Genomic DNA, 18,418 nt, shown 5'->3' on the forward strand with positions numbered 1-18,418 from the left:
CGCCAGGACTTCAAGCTAGAACTTCAACATCGCCTTGATCAGCAACCCAAACCGCTTGCCGTAAGGCGGCGCGATCAGCCGCCGCGCGTTCAGCCGCGCCTGCGTGAACACGGGCTTCATCTGCGAGAACGTGGCAAAGCCCTCGTAGCCGTGATACGCGCCCATGCCGCTCGGGCCGACGCCGCCGAACGGCAGCCCCTCGGCCGCGATATGCATGAGCGTCTCATTCACCGACATGCCGCCCGCCACGGTCTCGCGCGTCACGCGCTCGACGGTGCGCGCATCGTCGGCGTAGAGGTAGAGCGCGAGCGGCCGCGGGCGCGCATTCACGTAGTGGATCGCTGCGTCGAGCGAGTCGTAAGGCACGAGCGGCAACAGCGGCCCGAAGATCTCCTCCTGCATCAGCTGCGTGTGCTCGCCCGCTTCCGTCACGATCACGGGCGCGAAGCGCCGCGTGGCGGCGTCGCGCGGACCGAGTTCATGCAGTTGCGCGCCTTCGGCGCGCGCTTCGTCGGCGAGGCGTTCGAGCCGCTCGTAGTGGCGCGCCGAGATGATCGACGTGTAGTCGCGGTTGTTCGCGAAGGCGGGGTAGAGCTCGCCAAAGCGCGTGCGCGCCCGGGCGATGAAGGCGTCCTCGCTGCCGCGCGGCAGCAGCACGTAGTCGGGCGCGATGCAGGTTTGCCCCGCGTTCAGCGTCTTGCCGAGCAGCAGGCTGTCGACGGCATAGTCGAAGCGCGCGTGCTCGCCGATCAGCACGGGCGACTTGCCGCCCAGCTCCAGCGTGACCGGCGTGAGGTTCGCGGCGGCCGCGCGCATCACTTCGTGGCCCACGCGCGTCGAGCCCGTGAACAGCAAGTGGTCGAACGGCAGCGACGTGAACGCCGCGCCCACGGCGGCGTCGCCGTTCACGACCGCCACATGGTCGCGCGCAAAGGTCCGGCTCATCAGCTCTTCGAACAGCGCCGAGGTGCGCGGCGTAAGCTCCGACATCTTGATCATCGCGCGGTTGCCCGCCGCGAGCGCGCACACGAGCGGGCTCGCGCCGAGCAGCAGCGGATAGTTCCACGGCACGACGATGCCCGCCACCCCGAGCGGCTGCGGCACCACGCGTGCGCGGCCCGGCGCGAGCCATTTGCCGACGCTGCGGCGCTGCGGGCGCATCCAGCGCGCACCGTGCTTGAGCGCGGCGTCGATTTCCTGCTTGAGCACCATGAACTCGGCCAGCGCGACCTCGGCTTTCGAGCGCTGGCCGAAGTCCGTGTTCATCGCCTCGGCCAGCGCGTCCTGGTGGGCGAACAGCACGTCGCGCAGCGCCCGCAGGTTGCGCGCACGCTCGCTCCACGCCGGAAACGGCGCGCGCAGATACGCCGCGCGCTGCGCGGCGAGCAAGGCATGCAGCGATTCACGCGGATTGTCGCCCGCGGAACCCGGCGTGCCGCGGCTGCGCTCGCCGCCGCTGTCGTTGCCGTCGTGACGCGCGAGTGCTGCGGGCAAATCCTGTTTCATGGTCGGTCCTGGTGGAAGGGCGCTGCGGCCTTTCATGGTAGTCGCGCGCGTGCTGCCTGCACGCTCCGACGATTAGAGGAAAGGTTCTGACATAAAAGCTGACCCAATCCGACAACGCTTCCTACAATGCGCGAAAAAGCGAAATCGAACGAGCGTGCATCGAGCGTGCTTTCTGCGCGTTTTGCATGCCACGCCGCATCCAGGGAGGAGGCATGCAATACGACTACGTCATCGTAGGCGGCGGCTCGGGCGGCGCAGCGCTGGCCGGGCGGCTGGCGGCGCATTGTCCCGAGGCGAGCATCGCGCTCGTCGAAGCGGGGCCGCACACGGCGCGCAACCCGTTCGTCAACATGCCGATGGGCGTTGCGGCGCTGGTGCCGCGGCGCTCGAAGAACAACTACGCCTACGAGACCGTGCCCCAGCCGGGTCTGGCGGGCCGTCGCGGCTATCAGCCGCGCGGACGCGGCTTCGGCGGCTCCAGCGCCATCAACGCGATGATCTACACGCGCGGCCATCCGCTCGATTACGACGAATGGGCCCAGTTGGGCTGCGCGGGGTGGGCGTGGGACGACGTGCTGCCGTACTTCCTGCGCGCCGAGGACAATGCGCGCGGCGCGAGCGCCTGGCACGGCGCGGGCGGCCCGCTCGCGGTGTCCGATCTGCGCGAGCGCAATCCGGTGGCGGAGCGCTTCGTGCAGGCTGCGCGCGAGGCCGGCTTTCCCGCCAACGACGACTTCAACGGCGCCCAGCAGGAGGGCGTGGGCTTCTACCAGGTGACGCAGCGCGGCGGCGAGCGCTGCACGGTGGCGCGCGCCTATTTGTATGACACACAGGGCAGGCACCCGAATCTCCATCTGATCGCCGACGCCATCGCGCTGCGCGTCACGTTCGATGGCACGCGCGCAAGCGGCGTCGAAGTGGCGCGCGGCGCACGCACCGAAACGCTCGAAGCGCGCGCCGAGGTGATTCTCGCGGCGGGCGCGTTCAATTCGCCGCAGCTGCTGATGTGTTCGGGCATCGGCCCGGGAGAGCCACTGCGCGCGCAGGGCATCGCGGTGCGCCACGACGCGCCCGAGGTGGGCCGCAACCTGATCGACCATATCGACTTCACGTTCAACAAGCGCGTGCATTCGAGCGAGACCGTGGGTTATTCGCTGCGCGGCCTCGCACGAATGGTGCCCGGGCTCGTGCGCTACTTGCGCGGGCGGCGCGGCATGTTCACGACCAACGTGGCGGAGGCGGGCGGCTTCCTGAAGAGCCGCCCGGAGCTCGAGCGGCCCGATTTGCAACTGCACTTTTGCACCGCGCTCGTCGACGACCATAGCCGCCGCCTGCACTGGGGCCACGGCTACTCGCTGCATGTGTGCGTGCTGCGCCCGGTGAGCCGCGGCACGGTCACGCTCGCGAGCGCCGATGCGCGCGTCGCGCCCGTGATCGATCCGCGCTTTTTCTCCGATGCGCGCGATCTCGATCTGCTGGTGCAAGGCGCGCGTCTCGCGCGGCGCATTCTCGACGCGCCCGCGCTCGCGCAAATGGGCGGCCGCGAGCTTTATACGCATGCGCATCAGAGCGACGCCGAACTGCGTGCGGCCATCGCGGCGCACGCCGACACGATCTATCACCCCGTCGCCACCTGCCGCATGGGCGGCGACGCGCGCTCGGTCGTCGATGCGCAGTTGCGCGTGCGCGGCGTGACGCATTTGCGCATCGCCGACGCGTCGATCATGCCGACGCTGATCGGCGGCAACACCAACGCGCCGACGGTGATGATCGGCGAGCGCGCCGCCGATTTCATCGCCGCGAGCCGGCGCGCCGACACGACAACGCACAGCCCAACCGTCATCGCCTGACTGCTGGCTTCCGGCTCTCCTGCACGTTTGCGAGCAGGTACGCGGCTCATCGGAACGAGGCGCAATGCGCCTCGTTTCGGCCTCGCCTTGACGAAGCCCCGCGCAATCGAAAGGTTTTCGTCAAAGAGTGTGCGGGGCACGGGTTCGCCCCATTTTCGAGATTTCGGACTCCCTATAATCGCCCCCGACTTGGGCGTGTCAGCTGGCGCGTCCGCGAACTGGAGAACCCGCCTCGATGAGCATCAACGTCTTTCAACTGCTGGAAACGGTTCTGAGCGACGATGTCGTGCGCACACTCGCTGGCCGCTTCGGCCTCGCGCCCGATCTCACGCGCAAGGTTGCGAGCGCCGCCGCTCCGGCCATCGTCGCCGCGATCATGCAGCGCGGCAGCACGGCCGAAGGCGCGCGCGGCCTCTTTTCCACCATCATGTCGCCGGACGTCAACGCGCAGATCGGCAAGCAACTGCCCGACCTGCTCGCGAGCACCTCGGGCGTGAGCCTGCTCGAAACCGCGGGCCGCGAGCTGATCCAGAAGGCCGCGGGCGTCAATGTCGGCGCGCTCGCCGACGCCGTGGCCGTGCAAACCGGCGCGGCGCAGTCGACGGTCTTCTCGCTGACCGGCGTGGTCGGCGCGGCGATCATGGGCATTCTGAAGCATCACTTCACGGCCTCGCAGGGCGTGGTCGGACAATTGCCCACGCTGCTCGGCCATCAACTCTCGTCGGTCAACGCGAGCCTCACCGACCGTCTCGCGCAAGCCGTGGGCCTCGGCTCGGCAGCGGCCTTCGCGGATTCGATCATCGCGCGTCTGAAAGACGTTTCGGCGCACCTGAGCCATCCGGAGCCGGTCGTGCGGCCGGTTCCGGCTGCCGTGCCGCCGCAGACGGTCGTGCCCCCCGAGCCGCAGGCCAAGCCCGCCGCGCGCGGACATTCGTGGCTGTGGTGGCTGCTGGCCGCGATCGCCGTGATCATCGCGTTCTTCGCGCTGCGCTCGTGCCAGCGCGACAACGCCGAGGACACCACCCAGACCGGAGCGACCCAGGCCGCTTCGGACGTCGCACCGGCGGCGGAAGCCGCATCGGACGCGAGCGCCGCTGTCGTGACGGGTGCGGCTTCGCAGGCATCGGACGCCGCGCCGGCCGTGGCAGCTGCGGCATCGGATGCCGCCGCGGCCGCTGCCGGCGCAGCTTCGTCGGCGAGCGAGGCCGCCCCTGCGCCCACGCAGGATTCGCACCTCTCGTTCACGGTCGACAAGGCCGGCGTGCCGACCATCACCGCGACCGTGGGCACGCAGGAAGAGAAAACCCAGCTCATCGACGCGCTCACGAAGCAGCTCGGCGAAGGCAAGTTCAACGCCAACGTGACCGCCGATGCCGCAACGAAGCCTGCCGCGTGGCTTGCGCATCTCGACGGCCTGCTGCCGCTGTTCGCGCTGCCCGGCGCCGAAGTGAAGATCGACGGCTCGCACGTCGAGCTGAGCGGCGCGGCGGCGGACGCCAAACTGGGCTGGCTCGACAAGCTCAAGGCGCTGTTCGGCACCGGCTTCGACATCGGCGTGTTCAACGTGCAGAAGGCCGTGGCCGACGCCACGCAGTCATTCCGCGACGCGGTGAAGGGGCTGTTCGGTCCGGATGCCTCGTGTGCTTCGGCCGACGTCGTGAAGGTGCTCAACCTGCAAGTGGTGAACTTCGCAACCGGCAGCACGATCATCCCGGCAACGGCTGGCGAGGATCTGCGCCAGTCGGCCAAGGTGCTCAACGCATGCGCGAAGGAAGGCAAGCCGGTCAAGCTCGAAGTGGCGGGCTATTCGGATAACGTCGGCGACAAGGCGGGCAATCTCGCGCTCTCCAAACGGCGCGCGCAGGCCGTGCGCACCTGGCTGGTCGCGCAAGGCGTGAATGCCTCGACGCTCACGGCCGAGGGTTACGGCGAGGCCCATCCCATCGACAGCAACGACACCGAGAGCGGACGTTTTCGCAACCGCCGCATCGAGTTCGTGGCACAGCAGTAAGCGGTAAGGCGTAAGCAGCACGCAGTAAGCGCAAAGCGCGTTACGCGGCGCGCAGTGCGGGGAGACCACCCATAAGAAAACGCGTAAAGAGCCGTCCGGCGCGAGCCGGATGGCTCTTTTTCATGGGCGTGCCTCGTCGGCGGGTTTTTCCAGGCCGGGCGGACGCACGAAGTCGTCGAGGAACGTCGATGGCTTGCCGTATTCCTCGCGCGCGACGCCCAGCCACGCGCGCGCGGCATGCGAAAGATAGCCGTTGCGCTTCCAGCCGATGGCCATGTCCCATGCGATCTGCGGATCGGTGACGGGCAGGCAGGTGAAGCGCGCCGCGTCGAGGCGGCGCACATAAGGCGCAGGCAGCAGCGCGATGCCCACACCGGCGAGCACGAGCGCCGCCATCAGGTCCCAGTGGCCGCTGCGGCCCACGATTTGCGGCGTGAAGCCCGCCGTGCGGCAGGCGGCGAGCACGACATCGTTCAGCGCGAGGCTCTCGCCGTAGAACACGAACGGCTCGCGGGCGAGGTCGGCGAGCGGCACGCCCGGCGCGCCGTCCCAGCGCGAGCCGCGCGACGCGACCAGCCACAGGAGTTCGTGCGACATCGGCAGCACGTCGATCTGGTCGGGGTCGACCGGCAGCAGCACGCCCCCCAGTTCGAGCTCCCCCGAGATGAGCGCGGCCTCGATTGCGCGCGAGCCTTGTTCGAACAGCTTGAGTTCGATCTTCGGATAACGCTGGCGGAACGCGGCAATGGCGGGCGTGAACAGCGACCCGCCCATCGGCGGAATGCCGATGGTGAGTTCGCCGCGCCCGAGCGTGCCCAGATCGGCGAGTTCGGCTTGCAGGCGCGCTTGCGCGGCGAGCACGTCCTGACCGCGCTGATAGACGATGCGTCCGGCGTCGGTGAGCACCATCTGGCGCGCGTCGCGCAGCAGCAGCGGGGTGCCGGTCTCGTCCTCCAGCGTCTTCACCATCTTGCTGATGGTGGGCTGGGTCACGTGCAATTGTTCGGCGGCGATCGTGAAGCTCTGCTGCCGCACGACTTCGATGAAATAACGAAGCGCGCGCAATTCCATGGTCTTGCCTCCTCATGTCTGCCGGTGCACGTCAGCGCATCGTATTCCATTATGGAATGTATTTAATAATGTTAAGTCATTTTATTTATGCAGTTGAGAGCCATATACTGACTTCCATTGCACTGTCACTTAGGGTTTGCCATGACCGCACCGAACACTTCTGCACGGACCGCGCCGACGGGCGGACTCGCACGCACCGGCCGGATTGCTGCGCAGGCGGCGCTGCTCTGCGGGGTCTGGGTCGCCGCTGATGCGCTCGTTCGCGCGGCGCACTTGCCCGTGCCGGGCGGGGTGGTGGGTCTGGTGCTGCTGCTCGCGCTGCTCTTTTGCGGCGGCGTGACGCCGCGCTGGGTGAAGGCGGGCGCGGACTGGCTGCTCTCGGACATGCTGCTGTTCTTCATCCCCGCCGCCGTGGCGGCGGTGCAATACGGCGGCCTCTTTCGCGCCGACGGCTGGCGCCTCGCGCTGGTGGTGATCGGCGGCACGCTGATGGTGATGGTGGCCGTGGCTTTCGCGGTGGAACAGGCCGCGCGGCTGGAGCGCCGCCTCGCGCTGCGCCGCGTGCATCACGCGCGCCAGACCCGGCACGCGGCCTGAGCGTCCGCACAAGCGTCTGCATGAGCGTCTTGATGTCCCACCAGCAAGGATGACCCCGTCATGACCCAGTTCTACACATCCCTGTTCGCCGACGATGCCTCGCGGCTGATCGCCGCCGGCTGCTTCATCGTCACGGTCGTGCTCTATTTCGCCTCGAAGGCGCTTTACGCGCGCTTTCGCACGCCGTGGCTCACGCCGGTCGTCGCGGTGCCGGCCGTGCTCGCGGCGATCGTGCTGCTGCTCCATATTCCGTATCCGGTCTACTTCCGGGACACGCGCTGGCTCATGTGGCTGCTCGGCCCGGCCACCGTGGCGTTCGCCGTGCCGATCCACGAATACCGCGCTCTGCTCAAGCGTCACTGGATCTCGCTGGCCGTGGGCGTGACGGTGGGCATCGCAGTGGGCGTGGGCGGCTCGCTCGCGCTCGCCAAGCTGCTGCACCTGTCGCCCGAATTGCAGCGCAGCCTGATGACGCGCTCGGTTTCCACGCCGTTCGCGCTCGCGGTCTCCGACAAGATTCACGCGCCGCGCGACCTCACCGCGCTCTTCGTGATCGCAACCGGCGTGTGCGGGATGTTGTTCGGCGAACTGGTGCTCGGCCTCGTGCCGCTGCGCACGCGGCTCGCGCGCGGCGCACTGTTCGGCGCGGCGGCGCACGGCGTGGGCACCGCGAAGGCGCGCGAACTGGGCAGCGAGGAAGGCGTGGTGTCGAGCCTCACGATGATGATAGCGGGCGTGGTGATGGTGCTGCTCGCGCCGGCGCTCGGCTTCCTGCCGGTTTAGGCGCGCCGCCTTTTCCCCGGTGCAGGGGGGAAAGGGACTTGGGCGGACCGTTGCGTGGCGGCCGCCCAGCATTCGCGATTTCGCGACCCGCCTATGATCCGGGGTATTGCCGTAAATTGCTGCGAATCGCCGCGGATCATGCGGCTCATTGCCGCCTAAAGCCGATAGCCGATAGCCTAAAGCCGCCGCCGCCCATGTCCCCGATTTCGATCATCATCCCGTGCTTCGACGGCGCCGCCACGCTGGCGCGCGCGCTCGAGAGCTGCCGCGAGCAACCGGAGGCCACTCATATTTTCGTCGTCGACGACGGCTCGACCGACGCTTCCGCCTCCATCGCCCGCGCGCATGCCCTGCGCGACCCGCGCGTGCACCTGCTGCAGACGGCGAGCAACGGCGGCGCGGCGCGTGCGCGCAACTGGGCGGCGCTGCACACGGCCGCGCCGCTCCTCGCGTTTCTCGACGCCGACGACGAATACCTGCCCGGCGCGCTCGCCGCCGCCCATGCGCATCTGGAGCAGCATCCGCGCGAAGCGGCGATCCGGCTCGACATCGACTATGTGGGCTTTCCCGCGCGGCTGACGACCCATCCGGACTTCGAGAAGTACGCGGACGTGCTCAGCAACACGGTGCCGAGCAGCCTCGTGATCCGCCGCAGCGCCTTTCTCGCGCTGGGCGGCTTCCCGATGGACGAGTTCTTCCGCCGGCACGGCGGCGAAGACGGCGCGTTCTCGTGGGCGCTGCGCGAGATTTTCGGGCAGCGCCGCTTCACGGGCCACAAGCAGGTGCGCATGCATTACCACGACGGCATTCATGCGGAGCGCTTCCTGAACATCCAGATGGGCTTCGCCCAGGCGGACCCGGCCGCGACAGCCGAAACGGTGCGCTGCTCGCAGGCCTTTCTCGACGCGGCGCTCGCGAGCGTCCGGCAGATGCGCGCACTGGATCTCGCCCATCCCGCTGGCTGAATCCGCTGATTCCACGCGCGGCGTGCTGGGGTGCTAAACGCCTGGTCACGCGCGAGCCGTCCAACTGGCCGTCTCGTTTTGCTACAATCACGCCTCGCCTTCGAGGAGCGTTGCGACGGATTTTCTGTGATCCGCCAGGCTCGAAGGTGCTCAATCCGGTTGGCTCCTTGAGGAGCAATCGCACTGAAAACGGCGCTCACGTCTTTAATTTCTAGTCACTTTTAGAAAGGAGGGCGTGATGAACGCCGCAGTTCCGCACAATCAAGCCAACGATTTCGTCGTCGCCGATATGGCGCTTGCCGGCTGGGGCCGCAAGGAACTCGACATCGCCGAAACCGAAATGCCCGGTCTCGTGCAAATCCGCGAAGAGTACAAGGCGCAGCAGCCGCTCAAGGGCGCGCGCATCGCCGGTTCGCTGCACATGACGATCCAGACCGGCGTGCTGATCGAGACCCTGAAGGCGCTCGGCGCCGAAGTGCGCTGGGCCTCGTGCAACATCTTCTCGACCCAGGACCACGCCGCCGCCGCCATCGCCAACGGCGGCACGCCCGTGTTCGCGTTCAAGGGCGAATCGCTCGACGAATACTGGGAGTTCTCGCACCGCATTTTCGAATGGCCGAACGGCGAGTTCGCCAACATGATCCTCGACGACGGCGGCGACGCCACGCTGCTGCTGATCCTCGGCTCCAAGGCTGAAAAGGACCGCTCGGTCATCGCCAAGCCCACCAATGAAGAGGAAGTGGCGCTCTACAAGTCGATCGCCGCGCACCTCGACATCGACCCGACGTGGTACTCGAAGCGCCTTTCGCAGATCAAGGGCGTGACCGAGGAAACCACGACCGGCGTGCACCGCCTGTACCAGATGGAGAAGGAAGGCCGTCTGCCGTTCCCGGCGATCAACGTGAACGACTCGGTCACCAAGTCGAAGTTCGACAACCTGTACGGCTGCCGCGAGTCGCTCGTGGATGGCATCAAGCGCGCCACCGACGTGATGATCGCGGGCAAGATCGCGGTCGTGGCCGGCTACGGCGACGTGGGCAAGGGCTGCGCGCAATCGCTGCGCGGCCTGGGCGCCACGGTGTGGGTCACGGAAATCGATCCGATCTGCGCACTGCAGGCGGCGATGGAAGGCTACCGCGTCGTGACGATGGAATACGCCGCCGACAAGGCCGACATCTTCGTGACGGCCACCGGCAACTACCATGTGATCGGTCATGACCACATGAAGGCGATGCGCCACAACGCGATCGTCTGCAATATCGGTCACTTCGACTCGGAAATCGATGTCGCTTCCACGCGCCAGTACCAGTGGGACAACATCAAGCCGCAGGTCGACCACATCATCTTCCCGGACGGCAAGCGCGTGATCCTGCTGGCCGAAGGCCGTCTCGTGAACCTCGGCTGTGCCACTGGCCACCCGTCGTTCGTGATGTCGAACTCGTTCACGAACCAGACGCTCGCGCAGATCGAACTGTTCACGCAGGGCGAGAAGTACGAGAACAAGGTTTATGTGCTGCCCAAGCACCTCGACGAAAAGGTCGCGCGCCTGCACCTCGCGCGCATCGGCGCGAACCTCTCCGTGCTGTCCGACGATCAGGCCGCGTATATCGGTGTCGACAAGAACGGTCCGTTCAAGCCGAACCACTATCGTTACTAAGCGATACAAAGCGGGTTGTGGCTTTAAGCCCGCTTTTGCTCCGGAGTTAGTGCTTTAGCACTTACTCCGGTCCCATGCAGGGCTGTGCCCCGATCGAAGCTGTGTCAACGCCCGTGCGCCATGCCACGGGCGGCGCACATCACAACGACGCAAAAGGAGTTCCCATGACCGTGCTGCTGACCTGGGTGATCAACGCGCTCGCGCTCCTGATCATCACCTGGCTCGTTCCGTCGATCCACGTGCGCAGCTTCGGCACCGCGCTGATCATCGCGCTCGTGCTCGGCCTCATCAACGCTATCCTGCGTCCGGTGCTCATCATCCTCACGCTGCCCGTGACCGTCCTCACGCTCGGCCTGTTCATTCTCGTGGTGAACGCGCTGTGCTTCTGGCTCGCGGCGTCGCTGCTCAAGGGCTTCGAGGTGTCGGGCTTCTGGTCGGCGTTCTTCGGCTCGATCCTCTACAGCATCGTCTCCTGGCTGCTCTCGGCGCTGATTTTCGGCAACCGCAGCCTCGGCTGATGCATGCACGGGCCGCAGCCTCGCGCTGCGGCTCGCTTAACACCCAAGCGATCATGAAACCGATCGAACTCTCATTCGAATTTTTTCCGCCGAAGACCCCGGACGGCATCGAAAAGCTGCGCGCCACGCGCGCGCAACTGCTCACGCTCAAGCCGCGCTTCGTCTCGGTCACCTTCGGCGCGGGCGGCTCCACGCAGCAAGGCACGCTCGACACCATCGTCGAGATCGCCAAGGAAGGCGTCGACGCGGCACCGCACCTCTCGTGCATCGGCTCGTCCAAGGACAGCCTGCGCGAGATCCTGCGCCAGTACCGCTCGCACGGCATCCGCCACATCGTGGCGCTGCGCGGCGACCTGCCTTCGGGCATGGGCGCAGTGGGCGAGCTGCGCTACGCGTCGGAGCTCGTGGCGTTCATCCGCGAGGAAACCGGCGACGCGTTCCACATCGAAGTGGCCGGCTATCCCGAGTACCACCCGCAGTCACGCTCGCCGCGCCACGACCTTGAAGCCTTCGCGAAGAAGGTGAAGGCCGGCGCGGACTCGGCCATCACGCAGTACTTCTTCAACGGCGACGCGTACTTCCGCTTCGTGGAAGACGCGAAGAAGCTCGGCGTGGACGTGCCCATCGTGCCCGGCATCATGCCGATCACGAACTACACGCAGCTCATGCGCTTCTCGGAAATGTGCGGCGCGGAAGTGCCGCGCTGGGTGGCGCGTCGCCTCGAGAGTTTCGGCGACGACCGCGAGTCGATCCGCGCGTTCGGCCTCGACGTGGTGACGGACCTGTGCCGTCGTCTGGTCGAAGGCGGCGCGCCGGGGCTGCACTTCTACACGCTCAATGCGGCGGGCGCGACCAAGGCGATCTGCGAACGGCTCGATTTGTGAGCGCCTTAGGCGTCCTTCAGTTCTGGCCTGACGCCTGCGTGCGGCGCCATGCAAACCGCGCGGCATCCTTTACCGGGTGCTGCGCGGTTTTTTTATGCGCAGCCGTGCCGGCTAGCGCTCGTGATCTGCGTCAAAGGCCGTGGATGCCGCGGTGCCGATAATCGAGGGTTTTTACCCGCGTGATCACGCCATGGCATGCGTCGTGCGCGGCAGGCCTTTGCGCATGACGACTTCCATTCCCGAAACCCCTTCGCAAGCCGGCACTTTCGCCGATGCGCTCGCCGCGTGGCGTGCCGGCGCGCTGGACGAGGCACGCGCGCGCTGCGGGCGGCTGATCGCGGCCAATGCGCGCGATGCCGACGCCTTGCATCTCGCCGGCATCCTCGAAACGGCGCGCGACCGGTTCGCGGCGCGCGCGCTGATCGAGCGCGCGCTCGCGGTGCGCGAAGACCCCTACTTTCTCGTGAGCCTCGGGCTCACCCATGACGCGGCCACCGAGGCGCAAGGCGCATTCGCGGCGCTCGAGCGCGCGCTCGCGCTCAAGCCCGATTTTTCGATCGCGCTGAACAACCTCGCGAACCTCCATGTGAGCCAGGGCGACTTCCCGCGCGCGCTCGCAGCCTTCGAGCGTGCACTCGCGCTCGCTCCCGACTACGCAGGGGCGCACTACAACTACGGCAGCACCCTGTTGGCGAGCGGCGAAGCAGCACGCGCGGAGGCGCCGCTGCGCCGCGCGGTCGCGCTGGACCCGGGGTCCGTGAACGCGTGGAACAATCTCGCAAACGTCCTGATCGCGCTCAGGCGCACGGGCGAGGCGCAGGCAGTGCTCGAGCACGCCCGCACGCTCACGCCCGAATCGTCCAATGTGCTCACGAATCTCGGCTGCCTGCTGCGGGCCTGCGGCCGCGAGGCCGAGGCCCAGGTGGTATTGGAGCGCGCGCTCGAACTCGCGCCCGACGACGCGTCGGCGTGGAACAACCTCGGCAATGTGTTCGTGGATCTTTCGCGCATCGACGACGCACATGCGTGCTTCACGCGCGCCCTCGAACTGAAGCCGGCTTTCGCCAACGCGTGGAGCAATCTGGGCAACGCGCACAAGTACGCGGGCGCGATCGAGGCGGCGCTCGCGTGCTATCGCGAAGCGCTCGCGCGCGAGCCCGGCAACATCGGCGCGCACAGCAACGCCGTCTACGGGCTGATGTTCGCGACCGAGGACGGCCGCGCGATCCGCGCCGCTGCGGAGCAGCTCTCGCGGCAGCACGAAGCGGCCTTGCTCGCGCAACCAGTTGCGCATGCGACCACGCCCGATGCGGGAAGGCGGCTGCGCATCGGCTATGTCTCGCCGGACTTTCGCAACCACTGCCAGATGCTGTTCACGACGCCGCTGTTCCAGCATCACGATCACGCGGCGTTCGAGATCGTCTGCTATTCGAGCGTCGCGCAACCCGACGAGGTGACGGCGCGCCTCGCCGCCCACGCAGATCGCTGGCGCGACGTGCGCGAGCTCGACAATGCGCGGCTCGCGCAGCAGATTCACGACGATCGCATCGACATCCTCGTGGACCTGACGATGCACATGAACGGCGCGCGCCGTCTCATGTTCGCGCGGCGGCCCGCGCCGGTGCAGGTGGCGTGGCTCGCTTACCCGGGCACCACGGGCAGCGCGGCCATCGGCTGGCGGCTCACCGATCCGTGGCTCGACCCGCCCGGTGCGCCGGGCGTGGACGATCAGTACACCGAGCGCTCGCTGCGCCTGCCCGACTCGTTCTGGTGCTACGACGCGCTCGCGCCCGGCATCGAGGTCAATGGCTTGCCGATGCTGGCCAAGGGGCACGACGGCTCCATCACGTTCGGCTGCCTGAACAACCCCTGCAAGCTCACCGACGCCACCTTCGCGCTCTGGTCGGGCGTGTTCGCGGCGCTGCCCACGGCGCGGCTCGTGCTGATGGCGCCGCCCGGCGCCGCGCGCGAGCGGCTCCTGGCGCGCCTCGCGGCCCATGGCGTCGATGCGGCGCGCGTGCGCTTCGTGGGCTTTCAGCCGCGTGAGGACTATCTGCTCACCTGGGCGCAAGTCGATCTCGCGCTCGACACGTTTCCCTACAACGGCCATACCACGAGCCTCGATGCGCTCTGGATGGGCGTGCCCGTGCCCACGCGCGTGGGCCGCTCGGCGGCGGGCCGCGCGGGCCTTTCGCTGCTCGCCAACCTGGGGCTGGCGGAGCTGGCCGCGCATACCGATGCCGCCTATGTCGAACTCGTGATCTCGCTCGCGCGCGATCCGGCACGCCTCGCCGCGCTGCGCGCGAGCCTGCGCCCGCGCATGGCGGCCTCGCCGCTGATGGACGGAGAACGCTTCGCGCGCAACATGGAAGCCGCGTACCGCCTCATGTGGCGCGACTGGTGCGCTCGCGCGCAGCCGGTGAACGATGGTTGATACTGCCGCCGAAAGCCAGTCGAAGCCGAACCTGGACAGCGCGCCAGCGCCAGCATCCGGGCCGGCGGCCAGGGAAACCGCAAGCGAAATGACGGCGCGCTATCGTGCTTCAGCGGACGGTCGCGGGCAAAAGTGGGACACAGGCGGGACACAAGCGGGAGATGAGAAGAACATGAGCGGCCACGGCCTGCGGATTGCCCGGGAAGCCGCCCGCAGCAAGCCTGTCAACCAGGCATTTCCTGCGTGATGGTCATTTTGGCCGGCTTGTGAGCGCAGGCGGTGCTCAAGTAAGATCGCGCTACGCTGGCTCAGGCCGGCACCGAACTGGAGGAAACATGAAAGAAAACAATCTGTTGCGTGCCGCGCGAATGACGTCGCTCGTGGCGCTCGCAGCGGCATCGATTGCGGGGGCCACCGTCGCGCACGCCGCAGGCAGCATCCCGAACAAGACGCTCGTGTACTGCTCGGAAGGCAGCCCCGCTGGCTTCGACTCCGCCCAATACACGACGGGCGTCGACTTCACCGCGGCCACGTTCACCGTCTACAACCGCCTCGTCGAGTTCGAGCGCGGCGGCACCAAGGTCGAACCGGGTCTCGCACAATCGTGGGATGTTTCCCCTGATGGCAAGACCTACACGTTCCATCTGCGCCATGGCGTGAAGTTCCAGACCACGGCGTACTTCAAGCCCACGCGCGAATTCAACGCCGACGACGTCGTGTTCACGTTCGACCGCATGCTCAACACGAACAACGCGTTCCGCAAGGCGTACCCGGTGTCGTTCCCGTACTTCACCGACATGGGCCTGGATAAACTCATCGCGAAGGTCGAGAAGGTCGACCCGTACACGGTGAAGTTCACGCTCAACGAACCGAACGCGCCGTTCATCCAGAACATGGCGATGGAGTTCGCCTCGATTCTCTCGGCTGAATACGCGGATCAACTGATGAAGGCCGGCAAGGCCGCCGACATCAATCAGTACCCGGTCGGCACGGGGCCGTTCATCTTCAAGAGCTATACGAAGGACGCAACCATCCGTTTCGATGGCAATCCTGACTATTGGAAGCCGGGTGCGGTGAAGCTCTCGAAGCTGATCTTCTCGATCACGCCCGATGCGAGCGTGCGCGTGCAGAAGTTGAAGCGCGACGAATGCCAGGTGATGAGCTATCCGCGTCCCGCCGACATCGCGCCGCTGAAGGCCGATCCGAACATCGCGATGCCTTCGCAGCCGGGCTTCAACCTCGGCTACCTGTCGTACAACGTCGAGCACAAGCCGATGGACAAGCTCGAAGTGCGTCAGGCGCTCGACATGGCGATCAACAAGAAGGCGATCATCGAGTCGGTGTATCAAGGCGCGGGCCAGGCCGCGACCAACCCGATGCCGCCCACGCAATGGTCCTACGACAAGACGCTGAAGGCGCAGCCGTACGATCCGGCGAAGGCCAAGGCGCTGCTCGCGAAGGCCGGCTTGTCCAACGGCTTCGAGATGACGCTCTGGGCCATGCCCGTGCAGCGCGCCTACAACCCGAACGCACGCCTGATGGCCGAGATGATCCAGGCCGACTGGGCCAAGATCGGCGTGAAGGCGAAGATCGTCACGTACGAGTGGGGCGAGTACATCAAGCGCGCGCACGCGGGCGAGGACGACTCGATGCTGATCGGCTGGACGGGCGACAACGGCGACCCCGACAACTGGCTCGGCACGCTGCTCGGCTGCGAGGCCGTGAACGGCAACAACTTCAGCAAGTGGTGCTACAAGCCGTTCGACGAGTTGGTCCAGAAGGGCCGCCAGAGCTCGGCGCAGGCGGTGCGCACGAATCTCTACATTCAGGCGCAGCAGATCTTCGCGCAGCAACTGCCGTTCTCGCCGATCGCCCACTCAACCGTCTATCAGCCGGTCAGCAAGAAGGTGACCGACATGCGCATCGAGCCGCTCGGCTATGCGCGCTTCGACGGCGTCGGCATGCAGTAATGTCTATCGGGTAGTTTTTCGCGCGGCCTTCGCACACACGCAAGGCCCGCGAAAATGGTCCGGCGACCGGGGTCACGAGCCCCTGTCGCCGGTTGCGTTTCATTTCAGGCTTTAAGGGGGAACGTCACATGTTCCGCTTCGTATTGCGCCGCATCGGCATGGTGATACCCACCTTCATCGGTATTACGCTGCTTGCGTTCGCGCTCATCCACCTGATTCCGGGCGACCCCATCGAAGTGATGATGGGCGAGCGCGGCGTCGATCCCCAAATGCACGCCGAGGCCATGCACCGCCTCGGGCTCGACGAGCCGCTGCCGATGCAGTACGTGCACTATGTGTGGCGCGCGCTGCACGGCAACCTCGGCACGTCGATCATCACCAACACCAGTGTGATGGGCGAGTTCCTCGCGCGCTTTCCGGCCACCGTCGAACTTTCACTGTGCGCGCTCATCTTCGCGCTCGCCGTGGGCCTGCCCGCCGGCGTGTTCGCGGCCCTGAGGCGCGGCACCGTCGTTGATCACGGCGTGATGGGCACCGCGCTCACCGGCTATTCGATGCCGATCTTCTGGTGGGGCCTCATTCTCATCATGGTGTTTTCGTCGAAGCTCGGCTGGACGCCGGTGTCGGGACGCATCGCCGTCGAATACGACATTCCGCACGTCACCGGCTTCATGCTGATCGATTCGCTGCTGCCAGGCACCGACGAAGGCGCGTTCAAGTCGGTGCTCTCGCATCTGATCCTGCCCGCCATCGTGCTCGGCACGATTCCGCTGGCCGTGGTCGCGCGCATGACGCGCTCGTCCATGCTCGAAGTGCTGCGCGAGGACTACATCCGCACCGCGCGCGCCAAGGGCCTCTCGCCCGTGCGCGTGATCGTCGTGCACGCGCTGCGCAACGCGCTGATTCCCGTGGTGACCGTGATCGGCCTGCAGGTCGGCACGCTGCTGGCCGGGGCGGTGCTCACCGAGACGCTGTTCTCCTGGCCCGGCATCGGCAAATGGCTGATCGACGCGATCAGCCGGCGCGACTATCCGGTGGTGCAGGGCGGCATTCTCATGATCGCGACGCTCGTGATTGTCGTGAACCTGTTCGTCGATTTGCTGTACGGCGTGCTCAATCCGCGCATTCGACATACGAGGTAATCACGCCATGACGATGCAAACCCTTCAATCCATTCATCGAACCGTGGAGGCATGATGGCTGACATTCAGAACAGCGTGCCCCGCGCCGTCACGCCGCCCTCGGGCCGCGCGCTCGTGCTGCGCGAATTCTGGGCGAACTTCTCGCGCAACAAGGGCGCCGTGGGCGCCGGCATCATCGTGCTCGCGCTGATCGTCATCGCGGTCCTCGCGCCGCTGATCGCGCCGCACAGCCCCGTCGAGCAGTACCGCGATTTCGTGAAGATCCCGCCCGCCTGGCTCGACGGCGGCAACTGGAAGTTCATTCTCGGCACCGACGAAGCGGGCCGCGACATCCTATCGCGCCTGATGTTCGGCGCGCGCCTGTCGCTGTGGATCGGCTGCGTCTCGGTGATGCTCGCGCTGATTCCGGGCATCGTGCTCGGGCTCGTGGCCGCGTTCTTCGAGAAGTGGGCCGACACGCCGATCATGCGCCTGATGGACGTGCTGCTCGCGCTGCCTTCGCTCCTGCTCGCGGTGGCCGTGGTCGCGATCATCGGCCCGGGCCTCACGAACACCATGTTCGCGATCGCCATCGTCGCGCTGCCCGGTTACGTGCGTCTGACGCGCGGCTCGGCGCTCGGCGAACTGCATAAGGAGTACGTGACCGCCTCGCGCGTGGCCGGCGCCGGCACGCTGCGGCTGATGTTCTCGCAGGTGCTGCCCAACTGCACCGCGCCGCTGATCGTGCAGGCGACGCTCGGCTTCAGCTCGGCGATTCTCGATGCTGCCGCGCTGGGCTTTCTCGGCCTCGGCGTGCAGCCGCCCGCTGCGGAGTGGGGCGCGATGCTCGCTTCGGCGCGCGACTATATCGACAGCGCCTGGTGGATCGTCACGATGCCCGGCCTTTCCATCCTGATCTCGGTGCTCGCGATCAATCTGCTCGGCGACGGGCTGCGCGATGCACTCGATCCCAAGCTCAAGCGGATGGCCTGAATGAAAACGACCCCCACGCTCCTTACAGTCGCTGCCCCCCGCGGGGGCGTCAGTCCTC

The 18,418-nt window shown here is 66.9% G+C and carries 14 protein-coding genes and 1 riboswitch; of the genes, 12 read left to right on the forward strand and 2 right to left on the reverse strand.

Annotation, left to right across the window (positions count from 1 at the left end):
* Window positions 1–15: 15 nt before the first annotated feature.
* Window positions 16–1,506: a coniferyl aldehyde dehydrogenase gene (locus tag PWP93_RS13565; protein ID WP_421044824.1), complete on the reverse strand. Its 1,491-nt coding sequence runs from the start codon at window positions 1,504–1,506 to the stop codon at window positions 16–18.
* Between the two features lie 212 nt (window positions 1,507–1,718).
* Here PWP93_RS13565 and PWP93_RS13570 point away from each other — a divergent pair, with 212 nt between their 5' ends.
* Together PWP93_RS13570 and PWP93_RS13575 are read left to right on the forward strand one after the other, a co-directional pair.
* Complete coding sequence (locus tag PWP93_RS13570; protein ID WP_421044825.1) at window positions 1,719–3,356, forward strand: GMC family oxidoreductase; 1,638 nt, start codon at window positions 1,719–1,721, stop codon at window positions 3,354–3,356.
* A 235-nt stretch (window positions 3,357–3,591) separates the two neighbouring features.
* On the forward strand, window positions 3,592–5,367 hold the full coding sequence (locus PWP93_RS13575) for an OmpA family protein (RefSeq protein ID WP_421044826.1): 1,776 nt from the start codon (window positions 3,592–3,594) through the stop codon (window positions 5,365–5,367).
* 120 nt (window positions 5,368–5,487) lie between these two features.
* On the opposite strand, the gene PWP93_RS13580 is transcribed toward PWP93_RS13575, so the two are convergent.
* The gene (locus PWP93_RS13580; RefSeq protein WP_421044827.1) at window positions 5,488–6,438 is read right to left on the reverse strand and encodes a LysR substrate-binding domain-containing protein; all 951 of its coding nucleotides are present in this window, start codon (window positions 6,436–6,438) and stop codon (window positions 5,488–5,490) included.
* Window positions 6,439–6,579: 141 nt separating this feature from the next.
* On the opposite strand from PWP93_RS13580, the gene PWP93_RS13585 reads away from it, so the two are divergent.
* From PWP93_RS13585 to PWP93_RS13630, 10 genes are all read left to right on the forward strand, one after another.
* On the forward strand, window positions 6,580–7,035 hold the full coding sequence (locus tag PWP93_RS13585; RefSeq protein ID WP_421044828.1) for a CidA/LrgA family protein: 456 nt from the start codon (window positions 6,580–6,582) through the stop codon (window positions 7,033–7,035).
* Window positions 7,036–7,095: 60 nt separating this feature from the next.
* Window positions 7,096–7,818 (forward strand): LrgB family protein, encoded by a 723-nt coding sequence (locus PWP93_RS13590; RefSeq protein ID WP_421044829.1) that lies wholly within the window; start codon window positions 7,096–7,098, stop codon window positions 7,816–7,818.
* 194 nt (window positions 7,819–8,012) lie between these two features.
* A complete protein-coding gene (locus PWP93_RS13595; RefSeq protein WP_421044830.1) occupies window positions 8,013–8,783 on the forward strand; it encodes a glycosyltransferase family 2 protein in 771 nt (256 codons plus the stop codon).
* 96 nt (window positions 8,784–8,879) lie between these two features.
* Window positions 8,880–8,988, forward strand: a riboswitch (S-adenosyl-L-homocysteine riboswitch).
* A gap of 33 nt (window positions 8,989–9,021) precedes the next feature.
* Complete coding sequence (gene ahcY, locus PWP93_RS13600) at window positions 9,022–10,440, forward strand: adenosylhomocysteinase (RefSeq protein ID WP_421024985.1); 1,419 nt, start codon at window positions 9,022–9,024, stop codon at window positions 10,438–10,440.
* Between the two features lie 164 nt (window positions 10,441–10,604).
* On the forward strand, window positions 10,605–10,958 hold the full coding sequence (locus tag PWP93_RS13605) for a phage holin family protein (RefSeq protein WP_421024984.1): 354 nt from the start codon (window positions 10,605–10,607) through the stop codon (window positions 10,956–10,958).
* A gap of 53 nt (window positions 10,959–11,011) precedes the next feature.
* A complete protein-coding gene (gene metF / locus PWP93_RS13610) occupies window positions 11,012–11,842 on the forward strand; it encodes a methylenetetrahydrofolate reductase [NAD(P)H] (RefSeq protein WP_421024983.1) in 831 nt (276 codons plus the stop codon).
* A gap of 223 nt (window positions 11,843–12,065) precedes the next feature.
* Entirely contained in the window at window positions 12,066–14,276 is a 2,211-nt protein-coding gene (locus PWP93_RS13615) for a tetratricopeptide repeat protein (protein ID WP_421044831.1), read from the forward strand.
* Window positions 14,277–14,611: 335 nt separating this feature from the next.
* Entirely contained in the window at window positions 14,612–16,246 is a 1,635-nt protein-coding gene (locus PWP93_RS13620) for an ABC transporter substrate-binding protein (protein ID WP_421024981.1), read from the forward strand.
* A 128-nt stretch (window positions 16,247–16,374) separates the two neighbouring features.
* Window positions 16,375–17,388, forward strand: coding sequence for an ABC transporter permease subunit (locus tag PWP93_RS13625; RefSeq protein WP_421044832.1), 1,014 nt, complete (start codon window positions 16,375–16,377; stop codon window positions 17,386–17,388).
* Window positions 17,389–17,442: 54 nt separating this feature from the next.
* The gene (locus PWP93_RS13630) at window positions 17,443–18,360 is read left to right on the forward strand and encodes an ABC transporter permease subunit (protein WP_421045092.1); all 918 of its coding nucleotides are present in this window, start codon (window positions 17,443–17,445) and stop codon (window positions 18,358–18,360) included.
* The last annotated feature ends 58 nt before the right edge of the window (window positions 18,361–18,418 follow it).

Origin of the sequence: Paraburkholderia sp. A1RI-2L (assembly GCF_048957375.1) — a bacterium.
Taxonomy (GTDB): domain Bacteria; phylum Pseudomonadota; class Gammaproteobacteria; order Burkholderiales; family Burkholderiaceae; genus Paraburkholderia.